Source organism: Parapedobacter flavus (assembly GCF_035818675.1).
In the GTDB taxonomy this organism is placed as follows: Bacteria; Bacteroidota; Bacteroidia; order Sphingobacteriales; family Sphingobacteriaceae; genus Parapedobacter; species Parapedobacter flavus.
The window spans coordinates 159,747-186,397 of record NZ_JAYKZZ010000001.1; the positions used below are offsets into that span (position 1 = coordinate 159,747).

The 26,651-nt window shown below is 49.9% G+C and carries 17 protein-coding genes; 13 read left to right on the plus strand and 4 right to left on the minus strand.

Going from position 1 to position 26,651, the window contains the following annotated elements:
* The first annotated feature begins 136 nt into the window (after positions 1–136).
* The 7 genes from U9S71_RS00770 (at position 137) to pruA (ending at position 9,902) form a co-directional block, all read left to right on the plus strand.
* Positions 137–1,690, plus strand: coding sequence for a SusC/RagA family TonB-linked outer membrane protein (locus U9S71_RS00770; protein ID WP_326324466.1), 1,554 nt, complete (start codon positions 137–139; stop codon positions 1,688–1,690).
* Positions 1,687–3,660: a SusC/RagA family TonB-linked outer membrane protein gene (locus tag U9S71_RS00775; RefSeq protein WP_326324467.1), complete on the plus strand. Its 1,974-nt coding sequence runs from the start codon at positions 1,687–1,689 to the stop codon at positions 3,658–3,660. The genes U9S71_RS00770 and U9S71_RS00775 overlap by 4 nt, the downstream gene beginning before the upstream one ends.
* A 21-nt stretch (positions 3,661–3,681) precedes the next feature.
* On the plus strand, positions 3,682–4,008 hold the full coding sequence (locus U9S71_RS00780; protein WP_326324468.1) for a hypothetical protein: 327 nt from the start codon (positions 3,682–3,684) through the stop codon (positions 4,006–4,008).
* Positions 3,981–5,450, plus strand: a complete 1,470-nt coding sequence (locus U9S71_RS00785; protein WP_326324469.1) for a RagB/SusD family nutrient uptake outer membrane protein — start codon at positions 3,981–3,983, stop codon at positions 5,448–5,450. Before U9S71_RS00780 ends, U9S71_RS00785 begins: the two co-directional genes overlap by 28 nt.
* 93 nt (positions 5,451–5,543) lie before the next feature.
* Positions 5,544–6,425 (plus strand): endonuclease/exonuclease/phosphatase family protein, encoded by an 882-nt coding sequence (locus U9S71_RS00790; protein ID WP_326324471.1) that lies wholly within the window; start codon positions 5,544–5,546, stop codon positions 6,423–6,425.
* An 82-nt stretch (positions 6,426–6,507) separates the two neighbouring features.
* On the plus strand, positions 6,508–8,157 hold the full coding sequence (locus U9S71_RS00795) for an FAD-dependent oxidoreductase (RefSeq protein WP_326324472.1): 1,650 nt from the start codon (positions 6,508–6,510) through the stop codon (positions 8,155–8,157).
* 110 nt (positions 8,158–8,267) lie between these two features.
* Positions 8,268–9,902 (plus strand): L-glutamate gamma-semialdehyde dehydrogenase, encoded by a 1,635-nt coding sequence (gene pruA, locus U9S71_RS00800; protein ID WP_326324473.1) that lies wholly within the window; start codon positions 8,268–8,270, stop codon positions 9,900–9,902.
* 50 nt (positions 9,903–9,952) lie between these two features.
* Here the strand turns inward: pruA and U9S71_RS00805 are convergent, their stop codons facing one another.
* The 3 genes from U9S71_RS00805 to U9S71_RS00815 form a co-directional block, all read right to left on the minus strand.
* Complete coding sequence (locus U9S71_RS00805) at positions 9,953–10,615, minus strand: carbonic anhydrase (RefSeq protein ID WP_326324475.1); 663 nt, start codon at positions 10,613–10,615, stop codon at positions 9,953–9,955.
* A gap of 17 nt (positions 10,616–10,632) precedes the next feature.
* Positions 10,633–12,270: a SulP family inorganic anion transporter gene (locus tag U9S71_RS00810; RefSeq protein WP_326324476.1), complete on the minus strand. Its 1,638-nt coding sequence runs from the start codon at positions 12,268–12,270 to the stop codon at positions 10,633–10,635.
* A gap of 70 nt (positions 12,271–12,340) precedes the next feature.
* Positions 12,341–12,907 carry a hypothetical protein gene (locus tag U9S71_RS00815; RefSeq protein WP_326324477.1) on the minus strand — a complete coding sequence of 189 codons (567 nt, stop codon included), beginning with the start codon at positions 12,905–12,907 and terminating at the stop codon, positions 12,341–12,343.
* Positions 12,908–12,957: 50 nt separating this feature from the next.
* Between U9S71_RS00815 and U9S71_RS00820 the strand changes: the two genes are divergently transcribed.
* Positions 12,958–14,811, plus strand: coding sequence for a glycoside hydrolase family 2 protein (locus tag U9S71_RS00820; RefSeq protein WP_326324478.1), 1,854 nt, complete (start codon positions 12,958–12,960; stop codon positions 14,809–14,811).
* 36 nt (positions 14,812–14,847) lie between these two features.
* On the opposite strand, the gene U9S71_RS00825 is transcribed toward U9S71_RS00820, so the two are convergent.
* Positions 14,848–15,597: a GntR family transcriptional regulator gene (locus tag U9S71_RS00825; RefSeq protein ID WP_326324479.1), complete on the minus strand. Its 750-nt coding sequence runs from the start codon at positions 15,595–15,597 to the stop codon at positions 14,848–14,850.
* A 271-nt stretch (positions 15,598–15,868) separates the two neighbouring features.
* On the opposite strand from U9S71_RS00825, the gene U9S71_RS00830 reads away from it, so the two are divergent.
* The 5 genes from U9S71_RS00830 to U9S71_RS00850 are packed head-to-tail and all read left to right on the plus strand — an operon-like array spanning position 15,869 to position 26,577.
* Positions 15,869–18,991 carry a SusC/RagA family TonB-linked outer membrane protein gene (locus U9S71_RS00830; RefSeq protein ID WP_326324481.1) on the plus strand — a complete coding sequence of 1,041 codons (3,123 nt, stop codon included), beginning with the start codon at positions 15,869–15,871 and terminating at the stop codon, positions 18,989–18,991.
* A gap of 25 nt (positions 18,992–19,016) precedes the next feature.
* Positions 19,017–20,930 carry a RagB/SusD family nutrient uptake outer membrane protein gene (locus U9S71_RS00835; RefSeq protein ID WP_326324482.1) on the plus strand — a complete coding sequence of 638 codons (1,914 nt, stop codon included), beginning with the start codon at positions 19,017–19,019 and terminating at the stop codon, positions 20,928–20,930.
* Positions 20,931–20,975: 45 nt separating this feature from the next.
* A complete protein-coding gene (locus U9S71_RS00840) occupies positions 20,976–22,151 on the plus strand; it encodes a DUF5000 domain-containing lipoprotein (RefSeq protein WP_326324483.1) in 1,176 nt (391 codons plus the stop codon).
* 19 nt (positions 22,152–22,170) lie between these two features.
* Positions 22,171–23,370: a DUF4998 domain-containing protein gene (locus U9S71_RS00845; protein ID WP_326324485.1), complete on the plus strand. Its 1,200-nt coding sequence runs from the start codon at positions 22,171–22,173 to the stop codon at positions 23,368–23,370.
* Positions 23,371–23,415: 45 nt separating this feature from the next.
* Positions 23,416–26,577 carry a GH92 family glycosyl hydrolase gene (locus U9S71_RS00850; protein ID WP_326324487.1) on the plus strand — a complete coding sequence of 1,054 codons (3,162 nt, stop codon included), beginning with the start codon at positions 23,416–23,418 and terminating at the stop codon, positions 26,575–26,577.
* Positions 26,578–26,651 lie beyond the last annotated feature (74 nt).

Sequence of the window (26,651 nt, forward strand, 5' to 3'; positions counted from 1 at the left end):
TATACCCGTAGGTAAATAAGGCTAATAAACTAAATTATTTATTCATCCAAAACGTACAAACGTAATGATTAATTATGGATTTTCCGAACGGAGCATCATATTGCTCGTCGGAAGAAAAGACCAAGTATGGCGAATTATGAAACTAACAACGTTTCTGATCTTTTGGTGTTGTCTACATCTCAGTGCCGCCTCGCTTTCACAAACCGTTACATTGAAGGCTGACAAACAGCCGTTGCCACAGGTACTCGCCGCGATTAAGCAACAGACCGGATACCTGATCATGTACAATGACCGTTTTGTAAGGCAGGACATGGTGGTCTCCGTCGATGCGAAGGACAAACCGCTTGAAGACGTGCTAAATCATGTACTCAACCCCCTAAAACTGACCTATCACATTGAAGGTAATACAATTGCTGTAAAAAAGATGAAGGTTAGTCCGCCTACAAGGAGGACCATATTGCCGACCGTCGTAGAGGCGCCGACAACCCAGCAACGCGTAGTAAGTGGAAGGGTTATAGATGAAGCGGGGAATGCGCTTGAAGGAGTGACGGTAAGTTTGAAAGGGACATCTTCGGTGGTCACAACTGATGGCAATGGAACATATCAGATTTCTATTTCCGAGGAGCCGAATACGTTGGTGTTTTCCATTGTCGGGTTCGAATCATCCGAGTTTGCAATTGGAGACCAGCGCATAGTCAATGTGGCTATGAAGGCGTCTATAAGCGATTTGGACGAGGTAGTCGTGGTAGGGTATGGTACACAAAAGAAAGTCAATTTAACGGGTGCTGTTACCCAATTGGATGGTGAGGAACTCAAGGATAGACCCGTCTCGAATATAACCCAAGCATTGCAAGGAACCATCCCCAACTTGAATATTGTAATCGGTTCTGGTCAGCCGGGTACCAGCGGCACCCTGAATATCCGCGGGAATACATCGATAACAAGTTCGGGCGAACCACTGGTTTTGATTGATGGCGTACCCGGCGAAATAGACCGGGTGAATGTCCGTGATGTCGAGTCGATAACGGTGTTGAAAGATGCATCTGCGTCTGCCATTTATGGTGCCCGCGCGGCTTTTGGTGTCATCTTAATCACCACCAAAAGAGCGAAAGCTGGAGACATGATGCTTTCCTACAATAACAACTTCGGATGGACGACCCATGGTACCAATACCGACTTTTTAACGAGTGCATATGATCATATACGCCTTAATGAAGAATCCTATTATAACGCCCTGGGGAGGTACTGGACAGGGTATACGGAAGAAGATTATGAAGAGATATATGCCCGTAGGAATGACAAAGTAGAACACCCCGACCGGCCTTGGGTAATGATCAAGCCCGATCGCAGTGGTAGGGATGTCTATAAGTATTACGGCAATTTTGATTGGTTCAATTGGTTTTTTTCCGAATGGCGGCCAAAACAGGAGCACAACCTCAGTATTACCGGCTCATCTGAAAAGGTACGGTATTATCTAAGTGGCAGCTTAAAGAATGAAGTTGGGCTGATGAAGCAAAACCCGGATTCTTACAGGCGGTATAATTTCAACGGGAAGGTAGATGTTGATTTATTTCCTTGGTTTACGGTAAGTAACAACACGCGCTTCTTTAATTCCAATTACCGGTACTACGGCAAAGAAGGTGGTATGTTCCCAACGACCTATAATAATCTGAGTACAAACCAGACATGATGACGCCCGCCAATGTCCCCACGAACCCGGATGGCTCGGGGACCTATTTGATGGACAATGGCACCTATGCTATCGGGTACGGTGCACATTTAGCACAAATGAATAAAAATCTAGTGGGTAACGACGGCCTCAATGACTTTACTTCCACGTTTGAAGGCGTGATTAAGTTGTCCGAAGACATTTCCATTACCGGGAATTACACCTACAACTTGGAAAACATGCAAGATATGTACCGTGGTGTGCGGTTGCAATATTCGTTGTACCCCGGTATCATCGAGCAGGTACCCCGTGCGGAATGGGATAGGGATATTTTGATGGAAACCGTACACAACAATAAGTACAATATTGTGAACGTATTCGGCACATTTGATAAGACATTTGGCGATCATCAGGTTAAATTTACGACGGGGTACAATAGAGAGGAGCGTACATTTAAACGGGTGTATGCAGAGGGTCAGGAACTCCTTTCCGAAACGTTGAATGACTTAAACCTGGTAACGGGAGAAAAGCAGGTGAGTGGGGGATCGAGTGAGTGGGCGCTGAGCGGTTTCTTTTATCGGGGTAATTATGATTACCAAGGTAAATACTTGTTTGAAGCCAGTGGCCGCTATGATGGCACATCGCGTTTTAAAAAAGGTGATCGGTTTGGATTTTTCCCATCTTTCTCCGTCGGATGGCGCATAAGCGAAGAGCACTTTTTCCAGCCCTTGCGTAAGGCGATAGACGACATGAAATTCAGGTTTTCGTACGGAACGTTAGGCAATCAGCTCGTGGGTACCTATGCGTATATCCCTAGTATGGGGGCGGCCAATATGAATTACGTGATCAACGGCCAACGGCTACGGTCCGTGACCTCGCCCGATCCAATTTCTACCCGGCTAACATGGGAACAGACCGCTTCGCAGAATTTCGGTGTGGACATGGATTTTTTAGGGAATCGATTGGGCGTTGTCTTTGATATGTACGTCAGAGATACCGAAGGGATGCTGGTCAAGGGGATGACGCTCCCTGCAGTGTTCGGCGCTGCCGAACCACAGGAAAATGCAGCTGATTTGCGTACGAAAGGATTCGAAATCAGTTTGAATTGGCGCGACAAATTTGACTTTTTCGATAAACCATTCCGATATAATGTTGGCGTCGTGCTATCTGATTACACTGCTAAAATCACCAAGTTCGATAATCCTTCCAGGGTACTGACAGATTATTATGTAGGCCAGGAGCTGGGTGAAATCTGGGGGTTCGTTTATGACGGTTTTTTCAAAACCACGGAGGAGGCGCAGGCATATCCCGTAAATCAAGACTTAATCAACGTACGTAGGGTACAAGCGCCTACAGCCGAATTACGGATTATGTTGCAGGCGGGAGACATCAAAATCGTTGATTTGGACGGTGATGACCGGATCACGTTTGGCGCCGGAACCGTTGATGATCCGGGCGATCGGAGGAAAATTGGAAATAGCCAACCGCGCTATTCGTTTGCCGTGCCTTTTGGAGGTGCGTGGAACGGTTTTGATCTCAACTTGCTATTTCAAGGAATAGGTCGACAGCATTATTACCCAGATCTCGAAAATCAACGTTTTTGGAATGCGTATGCTCGGCCGTATGGTACGTTTTTACCAACAGATTTCGAGGAAAAGGTTTGGCGACCGGAAAACCCCAATGCTTATTTTCCGAGAATGATCGGATATATCGCCCAAAATGCTGAGTTACGTCGGGAGAATAACATGTACCTCCAAGATTTGGCTTACCTCAAGTTGAGAAACGTGACGGTCGGGTATAGTCTCCCCCAAAGTCTGCTAAGCAAGGTTAAGCTTAAGGATGTCCGGTTATATCTGAGTGGTGAAAACTTGGTGACTTGGAGTAAGCTTGAAACGGATTATATCGACCCGGAAGAAGTGATGTGGGACAGGACAGGGCGCACGTATCCGATGGGGAGAACGTATTCATTTGGTTTAGATGTCAGATTTTAATCACAAGTAAAACTTAAAGTGATGAAAAAATTAGCGTATATATTAAGTATCGGTATTGCTGCATGTTCCGCAGGTTGCAATGATGAATTTTTGGAGCGTTATCCGCTAGACCAGCTGTCGCCCGAAACATATTTCCAAACCGAGAACGAGTTAAAAACATATACCAATTCGTTTTACGCATTGGTACCAGGCGCACCTTCCGATGGCGGAAGCAGCATCTGGGGTACGTATATCGATGATGAGGCAACCTTTTCCGTGTCTGATTTGGTTGCTGGTACACGTACCGTACCTACCACGGGGGGCGGATGGTCGTGGGGGATATGCTCAGAAACATCAATTTTTTTCTAGAGAACGCGGACAGGTTTCCCGGGGATGCGGCTGTGCGGGATCATTATGTTGGACTTGCGCGTTTCTTTCGGGCTTGGTTTTACTTTGAGAAAGTAGCACGGTTTGGCGACGTTCCTTGGTACAGCCAAACGATAAGCGCCGATGAAAAGGAGTTGCTTTCGAAAGGGAGAGATTCGAGGGTATTGGTGATGGATTCCGTGCTCCGGGATATTGATTATGCCATCTCGAACCTACGAGATCAGCCCAACTCGAAGGAAATAACCAAATGGACGGCATTAGCCCTTAAATCCCGAATGTTCCTCTTTGAAGGTACTTTTCGCAAATACCATGGCATCGGTGATTACGAGCGCATGCTTGACGAAAGTATTGATGCATCGCTCGATTTGATGCAGCATAGCGGGTATTCGATTTACAAAAGTAACCCCGAAACAGCCTATCACGAATTGTTTATTGCCGCCGACGCCATTTCGCAGGAGTTGATTCTGGCACGGGAGTTTGACCTCGCGATTCCCTTTACCCACAGTGTCAACTTCCGCACTAATTCCTCATCCTACGGTCGGCCGGGGGTAACCAAGCAGCTAATCAACAGTTACCTGATGAAGGACGGGTCGAGATTCACTGACCAGCCCGGTTACGCGACCATGCAATTTTTCGAGGAGTGCCAAAACCGCGATCCCCGATTGGCTCAGACCATCCGTACGCCGGGCTACAAGCAGATCGGCGAAGACCGGACATCCGTCCCGGATTTTACCGCTTCTATGACCGGCTACCAGTACATTAAATATATCCTTGCCCCCGTTCATTTTAGCTTGGGCTGTGACAATGATCTCCCAGTGTTCAGGTTTGCCGAGGTACTGTTGAATTTTGCAGAAGCGAAGGCCGAACGGGGAACGATTACCCAAGGTGATCTCGATATGAGCATTAAGCTGATTCGCGACCGGATAGCGATGCCGGGTATTGAGTTGGCTTCGAGCAATGCAAATCCCGATGGTTACCTGGAAGCGCAGTATAAAAATGTCTCGGGAGCTAACAAAGGTGTTATATTAGAAATACGTAGAGAAAGACGCATCGAACTAATACGTGAAAATTTAAGATGGAACGACCTGATTCGCTGGAAAGAAGGACACAACCTGACTCGTCCCTTTTTGGGGATGTACTTTCCCGGAGCTGGCGAATATGACCTAGACAAAGACGGCTCGGTAGATGTGGTATTATATACGGGTTCGGAACCTGCTAACAAAATACCTTCGGCTCAATATTATAGAATCGGCGAGATTGATTTAGTAAATGGAAGTGCGGGGGGAAATATTATCGTAAACCGGACTGTCCCGAAAAGCTTTGATGAAAATAAGGACTATTTTTATCCCATTCCTACGCAGGAGCGAATCCTAAATCCGAACCTTGAACAAAACCCGCATTGGGATGATGGACTAAGTAATTAATGACGGTGAAACGTAACGCGGATATCATGTCGCGTTAAATCGCCATCACCGTATGGCAGGACGCAAAAAAATAAACATTTATAATAATATCTGATGGAATCAATAATTAACACATCGTCCGCAGTATCGAGGCGGAAGTTTCTGACACAATCGGCCATCGGCGCAGTTGGTCTTACTACTTTTGGCTTATTAGCTTGCGCGGGCCAATCGAATAAACCGGTTTCAATCCGGGTGATAGCGTACAATATTCTGAAATGTACAGGCTGGCCAGTCGAACATGTAGAGGATGAGTCGCAAATACCTGCACTGATTGCCCAGGAACTATCGAAATATAAACCGGACATCGTCAATTTCTCGGAATCACCGGAGGAATCGGTGGTCAAACAGATCGCAGATCTGTTGCAAATGGATTATGTCTATTTTCCTAGCGGTGGGAATTGGCCCGGCGCGGTACTCACGCACCATGAAATTCTCGATTCGGTAAACGTACCGGTTGTTTCTGGCGCGCGCCCCGAAACGTTATTTACCCGGCATTGGGGACGAGCAACACTTCGGATTGCTGGGAGCCATACATTAACAGTGCACTCGGCTCACCTTTATCCATTTGATACGCCGGAAGGTGTAGCAGTCAGACGCCAGGAAATCAGGGAAATAGTAAAATCCATGGAAACTGATAGGATCGCGGATAAGAAAATAATTGTGATAGGAGACTTGAATCACACCCCCGATGTGGAAGAATACGCGCAATGGATGGATGCTGGCTTTGTGGATTCATTTATCGCCGCCGGGGAGGGTGATGGGTTTACCATAAGGGCAGATACGCCAAATAAGCGCATAGACTATGTATTGAGCCGCGGTCTAGAGGCATCTGCCGGCCGCCCTTTATTTGAAGGCGCATTCCGAACGGATCCCTCCGTGCCAGACTCGTTCGCATTGAGTGACCATTTACCCTATTTCGCTCAATTCGATCTATAGCTTGGCAAAACGGCAATAGGATGGAGGCGATGGTTCTCAACGGAAAATGGTATGTTTGAATCTGAAAAAAATAACCATAACGATGAGAGCCATATCCGTTTGCCTTACCCTCTTTGCTTTGTTGACCTCCTGTGGGGAGGCGTCGTCCGACAGGAATCAAGCCGACCTGATTATCTACGGAGGCACTTCCGCTGCTATCATGGCGGCGGTACAGGCAACCCAATCGGGCAAATCGGTCATCGTAGTATCGCCGGATAAACACCTGGGCGGCCTGTCATCAGGCGGTCTGGGTTTTACCGATACGGGCAACAAATCAGTAATCGGTGGTTTGGCCCGCGATTTCTACCACCGGGTATACTTGCATTACGCCGACAGTGCGGCGTGGAAGTGGCAGGAGCATTCAGAATACGGCAACAAAGGGCAGGGTACCCCGGCCATGGATGGCAACGCCCGCACGATGTGGATATTCGAGCCGCACGTGGCAGAGCAAGTCTTTGAAGACTATGTAAAGGAATACGGCGTCGACGTGCGTAGAGATGAATGGCTCGACCGCGAACGCGGCGTAACCATGGAGGGAACCCGTATCACGTCAATAACCACGCTCAGCGGTAATACCTACAAGGGCAAGGTATTCATCGACGCGACCTACGAGGGCGACCTGATGGCTGCCGCCGGGGTGAGCTACCAGGTGGGCCGGGAGGCCACGAGCGTGTATGACGAGAAGTGGAACGGTGTGCAGACCGGCGTGCTGCACCACGGCCACTGGTTTAAAAGCGCTATTAGCCCGTATAAGGTGCCGGGCGACAGCACCAGCGGATTGCTGTACGGTGTATCTGCCGAACATCCGGGCGAATATGGTGCCGGCGACCACCGCGTGCAAGCTTATTGCTTCCGGATGTGCTTGAGCAACCATCCCGATAACCGCGTGGCATTTCCCAAGCCTGATAACTATAACGCCGAAAATTACGAATTGCTGGCGCGGGTGTTTGCCTCGGGCTGGCGGGAGACATTCCAAAAGTTCGACCCGCTACCCAACCGGAAAACCGACACCAACAACCATGGCCCGTTCAGCACCGACTTTATCGGGATGAACTACGACTACCCCGAAGCGAGCTACGAGCGACGGCGCGAGATTATCGCTGAACACGAAGATTACCAGAAAGGGCTGATGTATTTCCTGGCGAACGACCCACGGGTGCCGGCCGAGGTGCGTGAGGAGATGGCGCAATGGGGGTTGGCAGCCGACGAGTTTACGGATAACGGGAACTGGCCGCACCAGCTGTACATCCGCGAGGCACGGCGGATGGTGGGGCAGTACGTGATGACCGAGCACGACACGTTCAGCGACCGCGAGATTACGGATCCCGTGGGTATGGGCTCTTACACGCTGGATTCACATAACGTGCAACGATACGTAAAACCCGATGGTTTTGTGCAGAACGAAGGGGATATCGGCGTGCACCCGGAACAGCCTTACCAGATTTCGTATGGCGCGTTGGTACCCAAGGAGGAGGAGTGTACCAATCTATTGGTGCCGGTATGCCTGTCAAGCTCGCACATCGCCTTCGGCAGCATCCGCATGGAGCCGGTATTCATGATACTGGGGCAGAGCGCGGCTTTGGCAGCTTCGTTGGCCATCGACAATGGAACGGACGTGCAGGAGGTAGCGTATGCTGCACTCGAGAACGAATTACTGACCGTTAAGCAGGTTTTGGCTACACAGCCCAAATGACCTGGTTTCCGCATTGCCGGTATCATTGCGACGGCTGATTGGGATGCAAATAAATTGCAGAGTCCTACGGGTTTTGGTAGCTTTGTGGCATCACACAAAATGAATGAACTATGTTAAAAGGATTTTTCAATGTTCCCGAACCGGTCAATGAGCCGGTACTGTCGTACGCTGTGGGAAGCAAAGAGCGTAAACTGCTGCAACAGGCTATCCAAACAGCGCTCGCCCAGGAAGCGGATATCCCCATGTATATTGGCGGTAAGGAGGTGCGTACAGATCGGAAAGTTTCTATCCACCCGCCCCACCAGCACCAACATACGTTGGGCTATTTTTCCGAAGGCGATAAAACCCACGTGCAGACAGCCATCGATGCGGCACTGGCGGCCAAGGAAGATTGGGAGAATCTGCCTTGGGAGCAACGGGCAGCCATCTTCCTGAAGGCAGCCGATTTGATCGCCGGACCCTACCGCTATAAGATCAATGCGGCAACGATGCTCGGGCAGTCAAAAAATGCATTCCAGGCCGAAATCGACTCCGCCTGTGAAATTGTCGACTTCCTGCGCTTCAATGTGCAATACATGAGTGAAATATATAAGCAGCAGCCGCCGGTTTCGCCAAGGGGATTCTGGAATCGTGTCGAACAGCGTCCACTGGAAGGATTCGTGTTTGCACTCACCCCCTTCAACTTTACCGCGATAGCGGGTAACCTGCCCACCGCTCCAGCCATGATGGGCAACGTGGTGGTATGGAAACCGGCCAATACGCAGGTGTATTCGGCCAATGTACTTATGGAGGTCTTCCGCGAGGCGGGTGTACCCGATGGGATCATCAATCTCATCTATGTAGACGGGCCGTCGGCCGGAGAAGTTATTTTCAACCATCCCGACTTTGCGGGGATTCACTTTACCGGGTCTACTGGGGTATTCCAGCACATCTGGAAGACCATCGGCGAAAATATCCACCGTTACCGCTCATACCCGCGTATCGTGGGCGAAACGGGTGGCAAGGATTTCATATTGATACATCCCTCGGCCGACATCAAAGCCTCGGCAACGGCCATTGTGCGGGGTGCGTTTGAGTACCAAGGACAGAAATGTTCGGCGGCCTCCCGCGTGTATATCCCCGAATCGCTCTGGCCGGAGCTGAAGGAGTTGATCATTTCGGATGTCGAATCATTTAAGATCGGCCCAGTAGATGATTTCAGCAATTTCATCAATGCGGTTATCGATGAGAAATCTTTCGATAAGCTGGCGAAATACATCGATCAGGCTAAGAACGACAGCGATGCCGAAATCATCGTTGGTGGCACATACGACAAGAGCGAGGGGTATTACATCCACCCCACGGTGATTAAGGCCAGCCGGCCCGACTACGTAACGATGTGCGAAGAACTGTTCGGTCCGGTACTGACCGTGTATGTATACGCTGATGATGAATGGGACAAAACATTAAAAGTAATCGACAACACGTCAATCTACGCACTCACCGGCGCTGTAATCGCACAAGACCGCTATGCCATCAGTCAGGCTACGAACGTACTTCGCCATGCTGCGGGCAACTTCTATATCAACGATAAGTGTACAGGAGCAGTGGTCGGTCAGCAGCCGTTCGGGGGTGCGAGGGGTTCGGGAACGAACGATAAAGCGGGTTCGATGATCAATCTGCTGCGGTGGGTATCGCCACGTACCATCAAAGAAACATTCGATCCGCCAACCGATTACCGGTATCCGTTCTTAGGGGCAGAATAGGCGGCCGAAAGAATAAAAGGGCGTCTACCAATTGGCAGACGCCCTGCTGTCTATTTATAGGCAAACACCCTGCCCAATCCTAAACTATCTGTAAAAGTAATATCCAGGTCGATCAACTTGCCGGTGGCGATATCGATGACCATGCCATGTACGGCCAGGTCATTGCGCTCTTTCCACGCATTTTGCACGATGGAGGTGGTGCACAGGTTGAAAACCTGCTCGGCCACATTGAGCTCGACCAGCCGGTTTACCTTTTGCTTCTCATCCGCTATGGCATCGATCTCGTCGCTGTGGAAACGGTACACATCCTTGATGTGGCAAAGCCAGTTATCGATAATGCCGAATTGCTGGCGGCTCAATGCCGCCCCCACGCCACCACAACCATAGTGCCCGGCTACAACGATGTGCTTCACCTTCAGTACGTTTACCGCATAGTCAAGCACGCTGAGCATGTTCATGTCCGAATGGACACACATATTGGCAATGTTGCGGTGTACGAAAACCTCGCCGGGCTGGGTGTTTGTAATTTGGTTGGCCGGTACGCGGCTGTCGGCGCAACCGATCCATAGCAATTCGGGGTGCTGGCCTTCTGCCAATTGCTTCAGCTTCCCGGTGGTATCTTCTTCCACCTGTTTAATCCAGTCGGCATTGCCGGCAAGGATTTTTTCGAAGCTTTGTTTTAGTTCGGGGTTATTTAATTGTTTTTTGAACATAGTTGTATAGTGATTTATTAGATTGTCTTTGAGACTCTTTTTGCCGATTTGCGTTTTAATGCGTCGTTTTGTAGGATGCTTTGTGTAAAGCGCCTGATGTTGGGGACATTTTTCCTGTTTACAATGCCCACCAGCTCGATGGAATTCCCTTTACTCACCGCGTGCTGTTCGAAATCCCTCAGGACTTCAATCACGTCTTTATCGATAAAGCGGCTCTGCGACCCGTCAATGATGATTTCGTTTATACGGCGTGGGAGACCGTATAGCGCTTTTTGTATGGCCGCCTTGTTGAGGAATGTCACTTCTTCGGCTAAGGTAAAGGTTATTTTGGCTCCTTCCTCATTTTCTTCCACAAGAAATTCAAATGTGTTGGAAAGATTGTTCCTAAGGATATAAAACATGGCCACTAACAGGCCGATGCCTACACCGGTGAGGAGATCGGTGAACACCACCGCGATGATGGTTACCATAAACGGGATAAACTGGTCCATGCCTTTATGCCACATGCGCCGAAAGGTCGATGCCTTGGCCAATTTGTAGCCGGTGTGGAGCAGGATGGCGGCCAAACAGGCGAGTGGAATAAGGTTGATGATGGTCGGAACCAGCAGCACCGCCAATATGAGCCAAATTCCATGCATAATCGCACTTTGTCTCGTTCGGGCACCCGCATTTACGTTGGCCGAGGACCGCACAATCACCGCAGTCAAGGGCAGGCCGCCCACTAAGCCGGAAGTCATGTTGCCAATGCCTTGCGCCATGAGTTCCCGGTTGGTTGGAGAAACCCGCTTGAATGGGTCGATCTTATCCACGGCCTCCAAGCTGAGTAAGGTTTCCAGACTCGCAATGATAGCAATGGTAAATGCCGCTATCCATACGTCCTGGTTGGTAATCTGCGTAAAATCGGGATGGGTAAACAACCCCATAAATTCATTGAACGAATGGACTACGGGGATGCCTACCAGGTGGTTTTGGGCCAGCTCAAAGTCACTGCCAACGAAAAGTAAGCCCAACACCACACCAGCGATCACCACAACCAGCGGTGCGGGCACGATGCTCAATTTTTTGAATCTCGGCCAAAAAATCAAAATGGCCAATGAAATCGTGCAAATAATAAATGCCCCGTAATTAATGGCGCCGAAGGCTTTTTGCAGTGCGGAAAACGTATTCTCATTATTCAGTTGAATAAAACTTTCTTCGCCGAAGAAGCTCGAATCGTACCCTACCGCATGGGGCAGTTGTTTGAGTATGATGATAATGCCGATGGCTGCCAACATGCCGATGATGACCGCCGAGGGGAAATAGTTGCCGATCATCCCCGCTTTAATGATGCCCAAGGCAAACTGGATCATTCCGGCCAGCAATACGGCCAACAAGAAGGTTTCGAAGGCTCCTAATTGTTGAATGGCGCCGAGAACAATGACGGTTAGACCGGCAGCCGGGCCACTCACGCTAAGCTGGGAGCCACTGAAGGAGGCGATGACAATGCCGCCGATGATTCCGGATAATATCCCCGAGAATAGTGGCGCGCCAGAGGCCAAGGCTATCCCCAGACATAAGGGCAAGGCGACGAGGAAGACCACAACGCTTGCCGGTAAGTCGTATTTTAAGTCGCGTTTTGATAATTTTAAAAACGCAGACGTACGTGTACCAAACATAATGATATAAAATAAGTGTAAAACGTAAGTTTAATTACAAGAAATTCCCATCGATGGATGGGAGTCAGATTTACACCAGGCAGTTTGGGGGCGGGGTGGGTACGGTTGGATAAAAGGCACGGATATGCCGGGCATCATCCGCGATGAAATTCGCTTCGATGGTGTAATCAGCAGGGGGTTGAAGACTAAATATCGTTGCCAGTTTGAAATAGCCTTTGGCAAAAACATCCTTCACTTGGTCGCCTAATCCGGACTTACCGTTGTTATTTTCAATTTCGAGTTGTAAAACAACCTGCAATAATGCCTCTTTGTCAAAATCGTGAACAAAAATAGGGGCAGTAGAGATAACCATCTTTGCAAAAAAGATAGCAAAGAATAGTTTTGAGTATATTTCTCTTGTTATTGCGGTCGACATCTGACTATCATATACCGTTTCGGTTGCAAAAAAAGGAAAAATCTGAGGCTTTTCGTGTACGGCAACTAAAAAAGTTACAAAAAAATAACACAAAGAAGGCTTCTCACAAGGCCTCTGTGTAGACTTGGAAAGCGGGGGTGTGGCGGTAAGACAAGATGTTGAAATAATGAGACGAAAAAACGGAACGAAAAGTACACGATTATCCGTTGTTTTGCGTAGCATTGTCCATATCTTAGCTGACTTAAATACGAATGATAGATACAAATACAAAGATGAAGACCATTTATTCCACCTTTTTCTTCTTATCCTGCTTCCTGTTAGGACAACTGAATGCGCAGGAATCAAGCGCTTGGCAACCTGCCGGTGACAAAATTAAATCGGCTTGGGTACAAGATATCGATGTGTCCAGCCTGCTGCCCGAATACCCCAGGCCACAGTTGGTTCGCGAACAGTGGCAAAACCTCAATGGCCTTTGGGACTATGCTATCGTACCGGGTAAGCTGGGGTCCGCCCCCGGCAATTTCGACGGCCAAATCCTGGTGCCCTTTGCCGTGGAGTCGGCGCTTTCGGGCGTTGGAAAGACGGTGGGTAAGGACAGCTCCCTGTGGTACCGGCGAACAGTAACGCTGGATAAGAAAATCCGTAAGCAACAGGTGCTTTTGCATTTCGGTGCTGTCGATTGGAAATGCGACGTATATGTGAATGGCCAGAAGGCCGGCACGCACGAAGGTGGCTACGATCCGTTTTCCATCGATATTACCCCCTATTTGGCTAAAGGCGCCAAGCAGGAAATCGTTGTGGGCGTATGGGACCCCACCGATGAAGGTCCACAGCCCAACGGTAAGCAGGTTGTCCGCCCGCACGGCATTTGGTATACACCGGTGACCGGCATCTGGCAAACCGTATGGATTGAAGGGGTGCCCGAAACCCACATTGCTGCGACCAAACAAACACCCGATATCGACCGGGGTACCCTGTCGGTACACACCACCGTAGCGGGTGCGCGGCAAGGCGACCAGGTACGGGTCTCCGCATGGAAAGACGGCGCGAAGGTAACCGAAGAAACCGTGTCGGCCGGGGCCGAAGCCAGTTTAACAATCGAGAATGCCCAATTGTGGTCGCCCACGTCCCCAACATTATACGACCTCAAGGTAGCAGTGTTGCGCAAAGGCAAGGTGGTCGACGAAGTTACCTCCTATTTTGCGATGCGCAAGATATCGATGGCTAAAGACGCAAACGGCATCCAGCGGATGCTGCTTAATAATGAATTTGTATTCCAATATGGGCCGCTCGACCAGGGTTGGTGGCCGGATGGCCTCTATACCGCGCCTACGGATGAGGCCCTGCGCTTCGACGTGGAGAAGACCAAGGAGATGGGCTTCAACATGATCCGCAAGCACATCAAAGTGGAGCCGGCACGCTGGTATTACCACTGCGATCAATTGGGGCTGCTGGTATGGCAAGATATGCCGAGCGGCGACCTCGGTGGCAACAAATGGGATATGCGGCCCGGCATCACATCGGGGCTCCAGCACGACAAGGACCGTAGCGCCGAGTCGGAAGCGATATACCGGAAGGAATGGAAATCCATCATGGATGCATTGCACAATTTCCCCAGTATCGTGGTATGGGTACCGTTCAACGAAGCATGGGGGCAGTTTAAAACCGAAGAGATCACCGAATGGACCGTAACATATGACCCCTCGCGCTTGGTGAATAGTGCAAGCGGTGGTAATTTTTACGAAACGGGCCATATCATGGACATCCACAATTACCCGGATGCCGTAATGCCACGCCCCGAGATATACGGCGATACACGGATCTTGGTACTTGGGGAATTCGGTGGCTTGGGGCTACCCGTAGAGGGGCATACCTGGCAGAACAAGGATAATTGGGGTTATCAAAGCTTTAAGAACGTAGATGAGCTGAAGAGACGATACAGCGGATTGGTTAAAGACCTGGCGCGGTTGATACCCTTGGGCCTTTCTGCTGCCGTATACACACAGACCACCGACGTGGAGATAGAAACCAACGGATTGATGACGTACGACCGTGCCGTGGTGAAAATGCCCGCAGCGGAGCTGCATCAATGGCATCAGCAATTGTATAAGATAAAAGTGGATTGATATCCAAAGCAGTCATGCGGCAGCAGGGGCGCGAGGTCAGCGTGCGCCCTGCCGCCTGCTTTCCAGGGTGTATATAAAGCTGTCTGCTTTGTAATACCCTAAATTGAATTCCAACGGACGATCGGCTTGGTCAAAAACTTGCCGCTTTCGGAAGAGTATGGCCGCACCCACTTGGGTGTCCAATTTGCCCGCAAGGAATTTATCCGCCACCATCGCGCTGATCTCTTCCTTTGATAAATCCGCCACCGTATGGTGGTCGTTTTCCAGGATGTCATACAGCGGGCGCTTGAAATCCTCGTCGCCGGTAAGGCCGATGCGGGGGTGGAAATACGAGATAAAGTAAACGAATGGACCCTCCATTCCGCCCCGCACGCGCTCCAGCTTCAGGATTTTCTGATCCGTACCAATACCGAAGAAATCCATTAATCCTTCATTGGGGATCTCCCAAGAGATGTGGAGCTCGAAATTCTTGACCGGAATGCCGCGGGCGGCCATCTCTTGTGAGAAACTGAGCCAGTTGTTGGAGCGCGAGCTGAAGCGCTTCTTAACGACTTTCGTGCCAACTCCCTTCTTCCGTTCCAATAGCTCCTCAAACACCAGCTTATTGATGGCTTGCCGTAACGTGGCCCGCGAAATGGCTAGCCGCTTGGCAAGATCAACTTCATTGGGTAGCAGTTTGCCCTCTTGGTATTCCGGGGTCTCGATCAGTCTGCGTAGTAGATTCTCCGCTTGCACGTGTAAGGGGATCGGACTTTTATGGTCGATCTTGAAATTCAGTTTTGTCATAAAGGTGAAAACATAAGCTAATTTAAAAAAAGGATTTGGATTTAAGAAATGTGTTTGTACATTTGTACAGACATACTAACATATAAAACTGATTATTGTCTTGATTTGTCGGCATTTAAATAGGTGTTTTGATTTTTTGGGTCGGTGAATATTTGTATGTATATACATTGTTTGTCGATTTACCTGATAAGATGCCGAGGGTCAGTGACCATTTATTGACGCTTAAAAAAATAACGGAATGAGTAAACCAAAACGATTAATGCTCTTTTTAATGTGTCATCTGCTTGCGGTTTGCACTGTACAAGCGCAACATCAAATAACCGGTGTTGTGGTACACGCAGTTGACGGATCGCCGTTGGCAGGTGTGAGTGTAAGTGCTAAAAACACCCAGTATGCGGTTGCAACCGGCGATAATGGCCGGTTTTCCATTAATGTCCCGAACGACCGCGGTATTCTTGTATTTACCTACGTCGGATTTGAGCCCAAGGAGGAATCTATTGGCGGGCGCCCGATTGTAAATGTCGAACTGGCACCGGATGAAGATTTGCTCGACGAAGTGGTTGTTGTGGCGTTTGGTGAGCAAAAGAAGGAAAGCATGGTCAGTTCCATCACCACCGTAAACCCAAAGGAACTGAAAGGGCCTACCAGTAACCTGACATCGATGTTGGCCGGCAGGGTATCGGGAATGATTGCCTACCAGAGTAGCGGGGAACCGGGCGCGGATAACGCGCAATTTTTCATCCGGGGTATTACCACGTTCGGATCGGGTAAAATCGATCCGCTCATATTGATTGATGGGATAGAGTCAACGTCAAATGCATTAGCCCGGCTCCAGCCGGACGACATCGCCGGATTCTCTGTGCTTAAAGATGCCGCCGCGGCATCGCTTTATGGGGCAAGGGGAGCGAACGGAGTGGTGTTGGTTACCACCAAATCGGGTGTGAACGACCGGACGCACTTTAACTTCCGCTTGGAAAATTCCATTTCCCAAAACACCACGAACTTCAACCTTGCCGATAACATTACCTATATGCAACTGGCCAATGAAGCCGTGCTTACCCGAAATCCCATCGGCGCCTTGCCATACACACAAAACAAAATCGACAAAACCGCAGCCGGTGAAAATACATTGTTATATCCCAGCAACAATTGGTTGGGGATGTTAATCAAAGACTATACGGCAAACCAGCGGTTCAATATGAATGTGCGTGGAGGTGGTAGGGTCGCTCAGTTTTACATATCGGGCACCTACAACAGGGATAACGGGATGTTGAAATCAAACAACAAAAACAACTTTGATAACAACATTGACCTGAAGAATTACGAGGTACGTTCCAACGTGAACGTAATGCTAACGCCTTCAACAGAAGGCATCGTGCGGACATCGGGGAACTTCACCGACTATACTGGCCCCGTTGGTGGTGGGTCGGCGGTTTTCCGGAGCGCCACAACGGCTAATCCGGTGTTGTTTCCCGCAGTTTTCCCCGCTGCCGATATATCTTATGCTAAACACCCGTTGTTCGGCAATGCGCCGCGGGGCGATGGCGATGCCGTTTATGCGAATCCGTATGCTTCCATGGTGTCGGGCTTCCAACAATACAGCCGGACCCAGTTGAATGTCCAGCTGGAAATCAAGCAGGATTTCAATTTCCTGACCGAAGGACTCAATGCGCGCTTGATGGCCTATACACAGCGGTACTCCTATTTCAGTTTGGAGCGGCAGTATAACCCGTTTTATTATTTTGCCTCGCCGAATAATTTTTCGCCTTCGGGCTATTCCCTCCGGTTATTGAATGAAAATAATGCTACCGAATACCTAAACTATAACGAGGGTGGAAAAATCGTTAACACCACAGCTTACCTCGAGACCGCGGTGAACTACAATCGCACGTTCGGCCAAAAACATGCCGTGAGCGGCATGCTGATTGGCATTTTCCGAAACCACGTGGATGGTAATGCAGGAAACTTGCAATCGTCGCTGCCTTTCCGCAACCAAGGCTTATCGGGTAGGTTTACTTATGGCTACGATAGTCGGTATCTGTTTGAAGCGAACTTCGGATTCAACGGGTCGGAACGGTTCGCAAAGAACAATCGCTTCGGCTTTTTCCCGTCGGCTGGGGTGGCTTGGAACATCAACAACGAACCGTTTTTTGAACCACTGCTCCCGGTCGTCTCCAAGCTGAAGTTACGCGCCACCTATGGGTTGGTGGGCAATGATCAGATTGGTGATCCCGACGATCGGTTCTTCTATATGTCTAATGTGACATTAAATGATAATGGCCGAAGGACGGTATTCGGCGAGAACTACGATTACGTGCGCCCCGGCGTCTCCGTATCACGGTATGCGAACGACGATGTAACGTGGGAAAAAGCGTATAAAACCAACATCGGTATGGACCTGGAACTCTTCAATCAGCTGAACATGATCGTGGATGTCTTTCACGAACGCCGGACCAATATCCTCATGGGGCGAAGCTACATCCCCACTACGATGGGGCTGACCGCGGGCATCGCCGCCAACGTAGGTGAGGCCGAAGGGAAAGGGATAGATATGGAGTTGGATTATGGTACGAATTTCGGTCCTAATTGGTTGAGGGTAAGGGGTACATTTACCTACGCTACCAGCAAGCTGTTGGTGAATGAAGAGCCGGAATACCCCGCAAACATGCAATACCTTTCGCGCGTTGGGCACTCCTTACAGCAATACTGGGGGCTGATCGCCGAGCGGCTGTTCATCGATGATGAAGACGTAAGAAATTCACCTCCCCAAGCATTTGGCGAAGTGCGTGGTGGAGACATCAAATACCGCGATCTCAATGGCGATGGGGAGGTCACCAACCTGGACAGGGTCAACGGACTCGGCTATCCGATGGTGCCCGAGATCATTTACGGTGCGGGATTTTCCTTCGGTACCGATAAGTTTGATATCAGTGCCTTTTTCCAGGGTTCTGCCCATTCTTCCCTGTTCATTGATCCTGCCGCCATCAGCCCGTTTGTGATGAGTGGTGCACGCCAAAATGGCTTGCTGCAGGTTATTGCCGAGGATCATTGGTCTGAGACCAACAGAAACAGCTATGCGTTTTGGCCGCGGCTCAGTGCTACAGGTAATAGCAACAATAACCAAGCCTCCACCTGGTGGATGCGCAATGGAGCCTTTGTACGGCTTAAGTCCGTCGAACTAGGGTATAACTTCTCAGGCAAAGCTTTGCAGCGGATGAATGTGAGCGGCGTGCGTTTCTACGTCAATGGTGTCAATCTGTTCTTGATCAGTAGCTTTAAAATGTGGGATCCCGAGCAGGGTAGCAATGGCCGTGATAGCGATCGGCTGGGCAGCAATGGACTCGGGTATCCGCCTCAGAAAGTTTTCAATATTGGAGTGAATATACAACTATAACCATAATCTTCCAACACAAGGTGTTATGAATAAGAATAAACTGATTAAAATAGCCCTGATGGCACCGCTGTTTTCCATATTGGTGGCGTGCCAAGACTATCTCGACGTCGTGCCCGATAATGTGCCGACCATGGAACACGCATTTTCCAACCGGAATGAAGCCGAGAAAGCGCTCTTTACTTGCTACTCGTTTCTACCCAACGAGGCCAATCCCGATTACAACCCCGCATTCAATGCCGGCGACGAGGTGTGGACCTACTGGCCCATGACCGAGGATTATTTCTCATTAGATTCCTACAACATCGCCCGTGGGTTGCAAAATAGGGCCGGCCCATTGATGAACTACTGGGATGGATACAACGGACGCTCCATGTGGCAGGGCATACGGATGTGCAATATCTTCATGGATAATATCGATGACGTACCGGATATCGCCGATTTCGAAAAACAGCGGTGGATCGCAGAAGCCAAGTTCTTGAAAGCTTATTTCCACTGGTATCTTTTCCGCATGTATGGCCCCATCCCGATTGCCGATGAGAACCTGGATATTACTGCAAGCCCAGAAGACGTCAAGGTGGTTCGTCAACCGGTAGACTCGGTGGTGAATTATATTGCATCGTTGCTTGACGACGCCGCGGGCGATGGTTTTTCCGGGTTGCCTTCGGTCATCGATAGCCGTGCTATTGAGTTGGGCAGGGTAACCCGGGTTGCAGCATTGGCCATAAAGGCCCGGGTGTTGGTTACGGCTGCCAGCCCGTTGTTTAATGGAAATGTGGAATTCCAGTCGTTAGAAAATCCCGATGGGACGCCACTCTTTAATGCCACTTATGAGCCGGAGAAATGGGCGCGTGCCGCTGAGGCATGCCGATTGGCCGTGGAGGCTGCAGAGGCTGCAGGCGTACAGCTGTATACCTTCAGTTCGTCGCAGGTAACGCTCAACGATGCCCAAAAGCAGGAAATGACCATACGCAATGCCATCACGGAGAAGTGGAACAGTGAACTGATCTGGGGATCGACCAACGATGATATTGGTAATGCGCGGCCAAGCTATTGGATCCAGCTGTTTGCGTGCCCCCAGCTCGATCCGGATGTAACCAACCTCAGCCTGAAGGGAAAGTTTGCGCCCACGCTCAAGATGGCCGAACTCTTCTACACCGAAAACGGCGTCCCCATTGATGAAGATAAAACCTGGGATTACGCCGATCGGTATGAGCTGCGAACCACCACCAGCGATGATGCCGGTATGCAGCCGAATTACCAAACGGTAGGGCTGCACTTCGACCGCGAACCGCGCTTTTACGCTTCCATCGCATTCGATGGCTCCACATGGCTGATGCGCAACGGCACATACAATATACAGAGTAAGATTGGGCAACATAGTGGCAAACGGCAAAGCCGATTATATTCGGTAACCGGCTACTTCACGAAGAAAGTAGTCAACTGGAACCTCGTGGCCACGTCGAGTTCGGTTACCGTAGAGCCCTATCCTTGGCCGATCATCCGATTGGCCGACCTTTACTTGCTCTATGCGGAAGCACTCAACGAGAGTGGCCAATCCAGCGAAGCATTGCCATTTATCAACAAGGTCCGGGAGCGCGCTGGCCTCAATTCCGTTGAGCAATCGTGGTCAGCATATTCGACCCACCCCGACAAATACACCACTGTGCCCGGCCTGCGAAGCATTATCCAGCAGGAGCGCGGTATCGAACTGGCATTTGAAGGGAGCCGTTTTTGGGATTTGCGCCGCTGGAAGACGGCAACACGTACCTTGAACGCGCCGATATACGGGTGGGATATCGAGCAATCGACCTACGAAGCCTATAATAGACGCATACTGCTTTTCAGGCAATCGTTCGACAATATGCGTGACTACCTATGGCCCATCCATGAGCATGCGCTTCAGATCAACCCGAATTTGGTGCAAAACCCTGGGTGGTGATAAAATGGAAATAAGAATGTATGATGACAAAAAAATAAACTGACGATGAAACCACAATATCTCATTTTTTTTATCGGGTGGCTAGCCCTTGCAACGGCCTGCCAAGACACCGAGCCAACACCAATTGAAAACGACGGCGTGCCGCCCGGTCCGGTCACCCAGTTGGAAGTCAACAACCTGAACGGCGCGGCTGAAATTAGTTATCAAGTGCCTTCTGACCCCGATTTACTATACGTTAGAGCGGTCTATACCACCAAACAGGGGGAAGTCCGGGAAACCAAAGTGAGTCGGCATCATCGTAGCCTAACCGTGGAAGGTTTCGCAGATACCGACCCATATGACGTGACACTTTATGCCGTGGACCGTGGCGAAAATGCCTCAGAACCGGTCCGTATTACCGTTAATCCGGATAGACCACCCATGCAACTTGCGCGCGATAGTTTGGAAGTGATCCCTACTTTTGGCGGCATTAGCGTTACCTTCAAAAACAGTACGCTAGGCGATCTTGCCTTTGTGGTATTGGCCAATGATTCGCTGGGTGAATTTGCACCCTTAAACACGTATTACACCCGATTGCGCGAGGGGGAGTTTGCCGTTCGCGGGCTTCCGTCCGAAGAAACCCGGTTTGGCCTGTTTGTTCGCGATCGGTGGGGCAACCTATCCGACACTTTATATACCTTTGAAACGCCGTTGTTTGAAGTCCGCTTAGATCCCGACCAAATGAAGGACTATCGGCTACCCACCGACGCACAACTGGGATACAGCGGCAGCGTCGAAGCGTTGTTTGACGGAATTCTAACCGATAGTCGCCGCGGCTACCATTCAGGCAACTCCGCGCGCATGCCCCAATGGTTCACGTTCGATATGGGTGTTAAAGCGAAGATCAGTCGGATGACGTACTTCATGCGGGAGGGCTCGTTTTACTATTCTTTGCATAATCCGCGGTCATTCGAAATTTGGGGGTCGAACGACCCCGATCCGGATGGAAGTTTCGATAGCTGGGAACTCCTCCTCACCTACGAACAGATTAAACCGTCCGGCCTACCATCGGGGCAGCTTTCGCAAGAAGATATAGCGGCAGCAGAGGCCGGTGAAACCGTCATTTTTCCGATCGATGTGCCAGAAGTGCGGTATATCCGCTTTAAGACGTTACGCAGTTGGTCTAACGGCACGTATGTGAATTTCAACGAACTCATGATATGGGGTGCGCCTGTGAATTAATGATGATAAACGATTAGCTATGAAACGAAAACTATTGTTTGGCTGTTTACCTGTTATATTGATGGCAGCCCTGTTTGTGTCATGCATTAAGCAAGATGCGTATAAAAAGTTCCTCGAAGGAGGAGAAATCAGTTATGCCGGTCGGGCAGATTCCGTGATTGCACAGTCGGGTAATGGACGTATCCAGCTGTCAATTGTCCTTGGTAATGACCCTAACGTTAATAAGGCCATGGCCTTTTGGAATGATCGCCGTGATTCCGCTGAGATACAAATACCCGAAAGCATCAAGGGAGATACCGTCCGCATGATCATTGAAAACCTAGCAGAAGGTACCCATAATTTTGTGGTTTATACATTTGATAATAGAAACAATTCATCTGTGGCCGTCAATGTCAGCGGTGAGGTCTATGGAGAAAACTATGTGAGTTCGCTTTCCAATAGGCAGCTCGGCGAGATCGATTATTCCACTGATGGCAAATTACAACTGCATTGGGAAAGTTCATCCCCCAATGAGGTATATACCGAAGTACATTACCAGGATCAGAATGAGGAGCACCATAGCTTAACAGTCTCCCCAGAGGAAACATTAACGCAAATTGAGGACTATTACGAGGGTGCTGAGATCCGATACCTTAGTTTTTTCAAACCGGATTCTACCGTATTTGAGCTTTTCGCTCCCGAAATGACCACTGTGGAAATTCCCACCTTTGAGCGTTTGCTTGATAAAGCAGGTTTCAGAGATTTCTCCCTTCCTACCGATGTTAAAGACGGCGGATATGGCTGGCTTGTCGAATACCTGTGGAACGAGAATTACAACCCACCAGGATTCGCCACGCAATCGGGCATACCGCAATGGTTTACATTAGACCTCGGCGTCTCTACTTCGCTTAGCAAGTTCAAGATCTGGCAGGCCAATGATCGTCTTTACGAAAAGGAAAGTGTTAAGAAATTCGAGGTATGGGGCAGTGACAATCCTGACATGGACGGTAGTTGGGATAGCTGGACAAAGCTCATGACCTGTGAATCTGTAAAACCCTCTGGATTACCCGTCGGAGAGCTTAGCAGTGAAGATATCGAATATGCAAAGGCGGGTGAAGAATTTGTTTTCCCTGCGGGCACACCGAAAACACGTTACCTGCGATTTAAACTTTTGGAAAATTGGGGCAACTCCCGTTTTATGACGATTGCGGAACTTTCATTCTGGACAAGCGACCGATAGTTTACGTACCCGTGCTTAGTCAGGCAACATACTGAAAAAGATGATATGATGAGGAAAATATTGAATGTCATGATGGGTTGCGCATTGGTCACCCTAATGTGCAGTTACAAAACAGATGAGGTAAAGGCCATTTGGCAGATTGGGACGGCAGATGGAAGCGCGGATGAATTTGCCCTTTCGGGCGGCGATTATGCAAAATTCCTCGATAACGATTTTGGTTGGGAAGATCGTTTTTATCTCATCGGGAAATCGACACCTAAGGAGGATTTTCCCTACGTTTTACCCGGTCCGGCGGATGCGTGGGGAGGTTCTAGTGGAACAGCAGGTCGACGTACCTATGTGCTGAACATTCTTTTTAGCATGAAAACTGCGCCGCAACAGGACGGGTGGAAACTGATATTTGATATTTTGGATACCCACCGCGAACGCCCACCTTATGTTAAGGTGACCGTGAACGGGCGATCGTGGCGATATGCGTTGCCCAAGGGCGGAGGCGACGAGTCGTTACGAGGGGATTACGGGAAAAGCCTCAAGCATACACTGGAAATCCCACTGGAAGCCGATCAGATTAAACAGGGTGGAAATGAAATTAACATAACCAGCTTAGAGGGCTCCTGGCTCGTCTTTGATGGCATCCGGCTGGTGGGTCCACAAGCAGCGGAGCTCCACAGCGATATCGGCAATGCCTATCTGCGTAAGGTGCAGGTGGCAGACTACCAATTGGAGGAACTGAAGTCCCAACCTTTGCTGGTCGATGTAGAGCATTTAAAAGGGGAACCTGTTGTACAGGTGGATGTAGACGGGGAAACGGTTCTTAAACAGACCCTGGAGCAGGGCCGGTATGTCTTTGAGGCCCCCATGGCTGCCGTTTCTACGCAACGAACGAGTAATTATAAGATCGCCATTGACGGCAAAATAGTCAATGAAGGGCGTATCGTCCGGTCCCCGCAGAAGGCCGCCATTGCTGCCGATTACATCGATACACGTATGGGGACCGCACATTCGCGCTGGATGATTGCCCCTGGGCCATGGATGCCTTTCAGCATGGTTAAGTTGAGCCCCGACAACCAAAACCCGGGTTGGCTGTCCGGCTATGATCCCGCTTTTGAGAGTATTGGCACCTTTAGCCACATCCACGAATGGACCATGGCCGGGTTAGGGACGATGCCAACCAATGGAAAGCTGAAAACAAAAATTGGCGATCAGTCTATCTTTAAAAAAGACAGCACGTTTTATCGGTCGTCTTTCGACAAGTCTACTGAAGTGACCGATGTGGGCTACTACAAGGTGGAACTTTCCGATTACAACATACGTGCCGAGCTTACCTCCACGACGCGTTGTGGATTCCAGCGGTATACTTATCCCGGAGAGAAGGACTCACGCGTGATGATCGACCTGAAAATCCCTGCGGAATACCGGTATGATATACTGGATAGCCGGATTACCCGCGTAAGCCCCCGTCGTATCGAAGGTTACAGCAAGCAACAAAGTAAAAATGTATGGTCAAAAGATAGCAATCAAGACTATATTATCTATTTCGTCATAGAGTTTGACCAAGACATGACCAACTTTGGGGGATGGGTCAATGATGATGTTATCCGCGACACGACAGTGACTGCCCAACGCCCGGAATCCATGGGCTATTTTGCGGAGTTCGATACCCGGAATAATCGCGTCGTGCAGGTGCGATCTGCCATTTCCTATGTCGATATCGCCGGCGCCCGGAAGAACCTGGAGGAAGAGGTGGCTCAACCGTTCGGGTGGGATTTTGATGCGGTGCGCGAACATAACCGTCAAACATGGAACGAGTTGATATCGCGTGTAGCCATACAGACGAACGACAGACGGGAGAAGACCCGGTTTTATACCAATATGTACCGCGCGTACTGCCGCAATGCTTTCAGTGATGTAGATGGGCGCTGGGTGGATGCGACGGAGGAAATTCAGCAATTTGACGACCCGGATGCTGTGGCCCTCGGCTGCGATGCCTTTTGGAATACGTTTTGGAACCTCAACCAGCTCTGGAACCTGGTTACTCCGGATTGGTCGTCTCGCTGGGTGAAATCACAGCTCGGCATGTACGATGCCAACGGTTGGTTGGCAAAGGGTCCCGCCGGTATGGAATACGTACCCGTGATGGTTGCCGAACATGAGATTCCGTTATTGGTCAGCGCTTATCAAATGGGGATAGATAACTTTGACGTGGAAAAAGTATTTTCTGCAGCTAAGAAAATGCAAACCAGCCTCCCGGAAAAAGTGGGTGATGGGTTAGCGGGCAATCGCGACTTGGCCGCTTACCGCGAACACCAGTTTGTGCCGGCCGATAAAGGGCGGTTCTCCAATACGTTGGAGTATGCTTACGACGACTGGACGGTGGCGCAGCTGGCGAAGGCGCTGGGCCAGGATGCGGATTACCAACAGTTTAAGCAGCGTGGAAATTGGTGGCGGAATGCCATCGATCCCGAAACGGGCTACGCCCGGATCCGTTACAGCAACGGAGAGTGGGAAAAAGATTTTGATCCCTTTTCTGCGGGTGGAAATCATCAATATGTGGAGGCAAACGCTTGGCAAATGACCTTCTTTGTGCCACAGAATGTGCCGGCACTTGCAGAAGTCATCGGAAAAGACAGGTTCATCGAACGCCTTACTTGGGGGTTCGAAGCGAGCGAGCCCCTGCGGTTCAATGCGCCGGGCGATCAATATTGGGATTATCCCGTGGTGCAGGGCAACCAGCAGTCCATGCATTTTGCCTACCTGTTCAATTGGGTAGGCCAACCGTGGCAAACGCAAAAATGGAGCCGCTCGATTGTCGACCGATACTACGGATTTGATGTTTCCAATGCCTACCTCGGCGATGAGGATCAGGGCCAAATGAGTGCATGGTTCGTGATGAGCGCACTGGGGTTGTTCCAGATCGACGGCGGTGCCCGGGTGAACCCGATCTACGAAATCGGAAGCCCCATTTTTGAACGCGTCGATATCGACTTGGGTGAGCGCTTCGGAAGGGGGGAACGCTTTACCATAATAGCTAAAAACACGTCCAAGAAAAATCGTTATGTCCAGCAGGCACGGCTCAATGGGCAGCCGTTGGAGAATTGCTGGTTCCCTGCATCCGAATTGCTTAAAGGCGGGCAGCTTGAGCTAGTTATGGGGCCGGAGCCCAACACCGAATGGGGTGTCGCGGTGTTGCCGCCCGTAAGCAACTAAAACAGCAATACACAAGCAAGAACATACCATGAAGAATGCGTTCGTTTTACTGGGGTCAGTTGGAGTTTGTATAG

Excerpts from the sequence above, each read along its gene's own strand:
- U9S71_RS00825 (WP_326324479.1), bottom strand. The coding sequence starts at position 15,597 with ATGACAAAACTGAATTTCAAGATCGACCATAAAAGTCCGATCCCCTTA.
- U9S71_RS00815 (WP_326324477.1), bottom strand. The coding sequence starts at position 12,907 with ATGCTACGCAAAACAACGGATAATCGTGTACTTTTCGTTCCGTTTTTT.
- U9S71_RS00785 (WP_326324469.1), top strand. The coding sequence starts at position 3,981 with ATGCTCAGAAACATCAATTTTTTTCTAGAGAACGCGGACAGGTTTCCC.
- U9S71_RS00835 (WP_326324482.1), top strand. The coding sequence starts at position 19,017 with ATGAATAAGAATAAACTGATTAAAATAGCCCTGATGGCACCGCTGTTT.
- U9S71_RS00820 (WP_326324478.1), top strand. The coding sequence starts at position 12,958 with ATGAAGACCATTTATTCCACCTTTTTCTTCTTATCCTGCTTCCTGTTA.
- pruA (WP_326324473.1), top strand. The coding sequence starts at position 8,268 with ATGTTAAAAGGATTTTTCAATGTTCCCGAACCGGTCAATGAGCCGGTA.
- U9S71_RS00850 (WP_326324487.1), top strand. The coding sequence starts at position 23,416 with ATGATGAGGAAAATATTGAATGTCATGATGGGTTGCGCATTGGTCACC.
- U9S71_RS00810 (WP_326324476.1), bottom strand. The coding sequence starts at position 12,270 with ATGTTTGGTACACGTACGTCTGCGTTTTTAAAATTATCAAAACGCGAC.
- U9S71_RS00775 (WP_326324467.1), top strand. The coding sequence starts at position 1,687 with ATGATGACGCCCGCCAATGTCCCCACGAACCCGGATGGCTCGGGGACC.
- U9S71_RS00840 (WP_326324483.1), top strand. The coding sequence starts at position 20,976 with ATGAAACCACAATATCTCATTTTTTTTATCGGGTGGCTAGCCCTTGCA.
- U9S71_RS00770 (WP_326324466.1), top strand. The coding sequence starts at position 137 with ATGAAACTAACAACGTTTCTGATCTTTTGGTGTTGTCTACATCTCAGT.
- U9S71_RS00805 (WP_326324475.1), bottom strand. The coding sequence starts at position 10,615 with ATGTTCAAAAAACAATTAAATAACCCCGAACTAAAACAAAGCTTCGAA.
- U9S71_RS00790 (WP_326324471.1), top strand. The coding sequence starts at position 5,544 with ATGGAATCAATAATTAACACATCGTCCGCAGTATCGAGGCGGAAGTTT.
- U9S71_RS00845 (WP_326324485.1), top strand. The coding sequence starts at position 22,171 with ATGAAACGAAAACTATTGTTTGGCTGTTTACCTGTTATATTGATGGCA.
- U9S71_RS00780 (WP_326324468.1), top strand. The coding sequence starts at position 3,682 with ATGAAAAAATTAGCGTATATATTAAGTATCGGTATTGCTGCATGTTCC.
- U9S71_RS00795 (WP_326324472.1), top strand. The coding sequence starts at position 6,508 with ATGAGAGCCATATCCGTTTGCCTTACCCTCTTTGCTTTGTTGACCTCC.
- U9S71_RS00830 (WP_326324481.1), top strand. The coding sequence starts at position 15,869 with ATGTGTCATCTGCTTGCGGTTTGCACTGTACAAGCGCAACATCAAATA.